The organism is Anaerotruncus sp. 1XD42-93, from assembly GCF_009917605.1.
Taxonomy (GTDB): domain Bacteria; phylum Bacillota; class Clostridia; order Oscillospirales; family Ruminococcaceae; genus Anaerotruncus.
In genome coordinates this window covers 68383-74417 of record NZ_QZEG01000012.1, presented here as the reverse complement: position 1 = coordinate 74417, position 6035 = coordinate 68383, and the positions used below count along the sequence as shown (strand labels likewise).

Below are 6035 nucleotides of genomic sequence, written 5' to 3'. Positions count from 1 at the left end.
TGTCGCTTCGGATATCCATCCACTGTGCTCCTTTCATTTCCTGACTCCCTTTCCGGGCTCTTTTTCGCCCTCTTGGGAGTCTATCTTTTTTTCGCCTCCTCCGCCACAAAACTACATTTTTTCCTCGGCGTTTTCTTTCATTTTATTACTGGCGCTGACACTCAAAGACCGTGAAGTTTGAGAATCCCTATTATGAGGAACCGAAAGAACCCCAAAATCCTTCCCAAACAGGACAGAACCAGAGCGGCACGGCGGCTGTAAAACCGACACAGAAACCGTCCGCTTCTTCCGGCAGTACCAATCATAACGCCCAAAGCAGCAATTCCGGCGGTAATAATTCCGGGAACGGTTCTAATACGGGTACCAATACCGGCAGCAATACAGCCTCCGGCACAAATGGCGGCAATTCCAATTCCCAGGGGGAAACAGGAAACACTTCCTCCATCCCGGATGGTGCGTTTACCCCGGATGGCACCGGCACAGTGTTAGATACGGCCACCGGCGAAGGTGACGATAAGCAGTTTTACACGATCACCACCGAGGCCGGGAATGTGTTCTATCTTATCATTGATGGAAAGCGGGACGATAATAATGTCTACTTCCTGAACGGTGTTACCGAAGCTGACCTGAGGGCTCTGGCGGAAAAGAACGAGGGCACCATGAGCGTGATCCCGGCAGAGGATGTCTGCACCTGTACGGATAAATGCGAGGCCGGCGAAGTCAATACCGCCTGCCCGGTATGCAAAAATGACCTGAAAGGCTGCACCGGAAAGGAAAAACCTGCGGAAACAGAGGAACCCGCACAGACTGAACAGCCGAAAAAGGACAACGGCAGCGCTGGAACGATTATCTTCATTATCGTTGCCTTGCTTGCGGTAGGAGGCGTTGGCTATTATGTGAAGATCGTCCGTCCGAAGCAGCAGGCAGAGGATGACGAGGATTCCCTGGATGACGGGTACGGCGAAGGCTTTGACCCGGATGAAGCCTATGGAGAGCCGGAATATCTCTCCGAAGATGATTTTGACGACAGGATCAATAAGGAACAGGAGGACAGCGAGTAAAGCTGTCCTTTTGTATTCCAATCAAATATAAGAAAGCGAGGATTTCTATGGTAAATATGAAAAAGCACGGCCTGAAAAGGCTCCTGGCGCTCCTGCTCTGCGCAGTATGCCTCTGTGGGGTATTCCCCTCCCAGGCATTTGCCGCCTCCGTGGGCCAGAAGGCAAGCTCCTGGCTCGGCGACCAGTATGTCGGCTCCGATGGGCAGCATTATTACAGCCCTGCGCCCTACACCTATCTGGTTTACAATTCTGACGGAACGATGGATGTGCATACCAGCTCCGGGGGCAGCGCCTACCGGCATTATATGCTGACGGATTCGGACGGGGTGAGCCACCATGTTTATTGTGTAGAAAGCGGTGTTGCCTATAACACTTCTGACAATACCTATACATCGGAAAGCGGCACCAACAGCAATTACTTAAACCTTCTCCCTTCCGAGGCAAGACGGGGGATCACCCTCACGGCCATCTACGGCTGGAAACCCGGCGCTTCCCTCCCTGTGTCCGGCATTAACGAGGACGATTATAAAATGGCGACGCAGATCATCCTCTGGGAGTACCAACAGCAGCTTCGGAGCGACCCATACAGCCGTCACGGGAACGGCCATGCAGACGCCAACCAGTATTTCAGCGTGATTGCCGGACGTCCTGCGGAAAAAGCCTACAACTGGATTCTTTCACAGGTTGCTTCCCATTCCACAGTTCCCTCTTTTACTTCCACGAAGAAAAGCGAGGCACCGGAGCTGGAGCTGAAATGGAACACGGAGAAAAAAGTTTACACCCTGACTGTCACGGACACCAATAACCTGAAAATCAATCTGGAGACTTTGAAAGGCAGCGGCGTTTCTGTCACAAGAAACGGGAACAAGTACACCTTCACCAGTAAGAACATGATTATGGACCCCGTCACCTTTGAATTCCGAAAGGATATTCCGGTTGCCAACGATATGCTGATCTGGGGGAGGCCTGGCTACCAGACCATGATGACCGGCGCCAGTGACCCGGTTTCCTTCTTTGTAAAGATCAAGACCGAGACCTACGGCACCGCAAAGATCGTTAAGACCAGCGAGGACGGTATTGTGTCCGGGATTTCTTTCCAAATTTCAGGTACGGACATTTTGGGAAATAAAGTGGAGGAAACCGTCACTACCGGAGAAAACGGGCAGATCAAAGAAAAGCTGCTGCCCGGCACCTATCTGGTGAAAGAGCTGCCGGTGGACCGCTATGTGACCCCTTCCGCACAGTATGTCACCATTGAAAGCGGCCAGACCTCCACGGTGCATTTCAGCAATATCCTGAAAAAATTCCGTGTCCATGTGGTAAAGAGCGACGCTGATACCGGCACCGCCCAGGGCGACGCCACCCTTGCCGGTGCAACTTATGGCATTTATAACAATGGCGAGCTGGTAGACACCTACACCACCGGGCCGGACGGCAGCTTTATGACCCGATACTATGTCTGCGGTGATAACTGGACGGTGAGGGAGATTGATCCCAGCACCGGCTACCTCTTAAACGATACAGTCTATGAGGTGGGCGCTTCCCCGACCCTGTATGAAGTGGAACTGAACACCACGGAGAACCAGGTGACAGAAACAGTTATTTACGGAAATATCCAGCTTGTGAAGCATACGGACGACCTGGACCCGGATGTGTCCGGGGATGAAAATACAGACGAACCCAACGAAGGCGTCATTGAGCGCCCGGAGGCCGGTGCGGTCTTTGAGGTTTACCTGAAGGCGGCGGGCAGTTATGACGCGGCAAAGGAAAGTGAGCGCGATCTGCTCACCACCGATGGGGACGGCTTTGCTTCCTCCAAATTGCTCCCTTATGGCCATTATACGGTCCACCAGGCAGCCGGCGAAGAAGGCAAAGCGTTTATCCCGGATTTTACGGTCTTTATTTCCTCCAACGGACAGACTTACAGCTATATCCTGAATAACCGCACCATTACCGCAAGGCTGCGTGTGGAGAAATGCGACGCGGAAACCGGTAATATTATCCCGATGACGGGCACGGGCTTCCAGATTAAGGACCTCTCCACCGGGGAATTTGTCACCCAGGATATTTACTATCCGAACCCGGAAACCCTTGATACGTTCTATGTTTCGGATGAAGGCTGGCTCATGCTGCCGGAGCCTCTGCACACCGGGGATTATGAGCTTTACGAGGTGGCAGCGCCCTACGGTTATGTACTTTCCAGCGAGCCGGTGCCGTTTACCATTGACGGCAGCGAGGCCGTTGTCACGGTTACACAGTACAATATGCCGCAGAAGGGGCAGCTTACCATCACCAAGACCGGCGAGGTATTCGCTTCCGACCAGGAGAACGATGGCCTGTACCAGCCGGTATATGAAGTGGCCGGGCTTCCGGGTGCGGTCTATGACGTGATCGCGGATGAAGATATTTATACCGGCGACGGTACGCTTAGGGTGGCAAAAGATACGGTTGTGGAAACCCTTACCACCGGGGAGGATGGAACCGCCCAGAGCGGACTTTTGTACCTAGGCCGTTACCGTCTGGAGGAACGCCAGGCACCGGAGGGGATGGTCTTAAATACCCAGCCGGAATATGCCGAGCTTACTTATGCGGGTGAAACTGTGGAAGTGACACAGGCCGCCATCGGACTTTATGACGAGCGCCAGAAGGTGGATGTGAGCCTGCTTAAAGCATTGGAAACGGACGATCTTTTTGGGCTCGGCATGAATGAGGAATACAAGGATATTTCTTTCGGCCTGTATGCTTCCGCAGACCTGACGGCCCTTGACGGCAGCGTGATCCCGGCGGGCGGGCTCCTGGAAGTGGTTTCCATTGACCCGAATGAGGCGGGCGGCTATGACGCTTCCTTTGCTTCCGACCTGCCTTTTGGCAGCTACTATGTGAAGGAACGCACCACAAACAGCGCCTATATCCTCTCCGATACAGAATATCCGGTTGTCTTTGAGTATGCCGGCCAGGAGGCGGCGCTGGTGCAGATTCTTGTAAATGAGGGCGAGGCTGTTTCCAATGACCTGCTGCGCGGGCGTGTGGACGGCGTGAAAGTCGGTGAAAACCCGGAGGGCGGCGAAGATGTGAAGCTATCCGGGGCACTGATGGGATTATTCAGGCCGGACACGGAAGAATTTACCGAGGAAAACGCGCTGCTTACTGTCACCACCGCCGAGGATGGCAGCTTTGCCTTTGAGAATATCCCTTACGGCCACTGGATCGTAAAGGAAATTTCCTCTCCGGCGCTTTATACGGTAAGCCCGCAGCAGCACCATATCTATATCGGTGTGGACGGCCAGCGCATTGAAATCAAAGTGGAAAATACCCTGATCCGCGGCAGCGTGCAGGTGATGAAAACCGAAGCCGTGGACGAGCCTTCTTCTGTGGAGAAGAAAGATAACAACACCTTCCTGCGTTTCCTCTCCGGCGCGGTATTCGAGCTGTATGAGGACACCAACGGCAACAAGGAATTTGATTCCGAAGATACGAAGATCGGCACACTGAAAGAATCGGATGCGGGCTACCACACCGCGGAGGGCCTTCTGGCAAAGGGCTACTTTGTGAAGGAAAGCAAGGCACCGGAGGGCTACCAGCTTGACGAGAACGCCTACTACTTTGCCATCACCGAGGACGGCCAGGTGGCGGTTGTGGAAAACGGCGAGGCCGGACGTGGCTTTACCAATGAGGCATACCGCGGAAATCTGAAAATCACGAAGGATTCCAGCGACGGGCGCAAGGATGGATTCGCTTTTGAAGTTAAGAATGCGGACGGCTCCTACTGTGAGACCTTTACCAGCCCGAAATCCGGCGTGATCGAGGTCAAAGGGCTGCGTGTTGGCATTTATACCGTAACGGAAATCTCCAACCGGGCAAGCAGGGACTATATCATTCCCGACGCTGCTACCGTGGAGATCAAGGCGGATGAAACCGCGACGGTCCAGTTCTTCAATGAAAAGCCGGAGAAACCGACTACCCCGGATAACCCGGATAATCCGAAAACACCTTCCAATCCGTCCACACCGTCTAATCCTGATAAAGCGGTACCGCAGACCGGGGATGACAATTTCATTTTTCTGTATGGCGGGCTCCTGGCGCTGGCCGTAATCGGCGGCGGGCTGTTTGCCGCAGTCTATTTCAAAAAGGGCAAGTACAGCAGAAATACCCCAAAGAGAAAAGCTGTTGGCATTGCGGTGGTTTCCCTCTGTGGGTTGCTGGCACTTGGCAGCGGGTTCCTGATGGTATGCGACCTTAGCCAGTATTCAGAGAGCGCCGGAGCCTATGAGGACATTGCTTCCCATGTAGAGCTGCCGGAGCAGACCGAAGCGCTGGAGGACGATAATACGGAAATGGAACCTGCCGGGGAGGATCCTTCTGTGATCCTCCCCACAGTGGATTTTGATGCGCTCCGGGAAAACGGGCCGGACATCATCGGATGGCTTACCCTTCCTGATACGGCCATTAACTACCCGGTGACGCAGGCAGATGATAACGAGTATTACCTGCACCATCTGTATGACGGCACCTATAATAAGACGGGCTGCCTGTTTGCAGACCATGAGAATCAGGAGGATTTTTCGGACCGCAATACCATTATCTACGGCCACAACATGCGGGACGGCTCCATGTTCGCTGCGCTGAATGAGTATGACGAACAGAGCTATTTTGACGGACACCCGCAGATGTACTTTGTCACCCCTAGCGGCGGCTATGTCGTGGAAATTTTTACGGCATTTGTGGCAAGACCCAGCGAGTCCGGTAGCGACACTTCCCCCTGGCGTCTTAATTGGAAGGATGACGGTGCCTACACCACATGGCTTTCTGAAATGGCGGGCCGGTCTGTCATTGAAACCGATGTTACGGTGACTTCCAGTGATAAGGTGCTGACTCTTTCCACCTGTACGCCCGGAGGCGCGAGCCGCTTCATCGTCATGGGAAAGCTGGCGGCTGTAAACAATTAACAAGAATATTGGAAACCGGTGCGGGGGC

3 protein-coding genes are annotated in these 6035 nt (G+C 53.6%); all 3 read left to right on the top strand.

Annotated elements, in window-relative coordinates; genetic code table 11:
• Nucleotides 1-181 (top strand): hypothetical protein (locus tag D5269_RS18305; RefSeq protein WP_207670303.1); only part of this gene is annotated, 181 nt, incomplete at its 5' end.
• Nucleotides 171-1061 (top strand): DUF4366 domain-containing protein, encoded by an 891-nt coding sequence (locus D5269_RS07040; protein WP_243126688.1) that lies wholly within the window; start codon nt 171-173, stop codon nt 1059-1061. The genes D5269_RS18305 and D5269_RS07040, both read left to right, overlap by 11 nt.
• Nucleotides 1062-1108: 47 nt before the next feature.
• Entirely contained in the window at nt 1109-6007 is a 4899-nt protein-coding gene (gene srtB / locus D5269_RS07035; protein ID WP_120484352.1) for a class B sortase, read from the top strand.
• The last annotated feature ends 28 nt before the right edge of the window (nt 6008-6035 follow it).

Coding starts and splice junctions, on each gene's coding strand:
- srtB (WP_120484352.1), top strand. CDS start 1,109: ATGGTAAATATGAAAAAGCACGGCCTGAAAAGGCTCCTGGCGCTCCTG.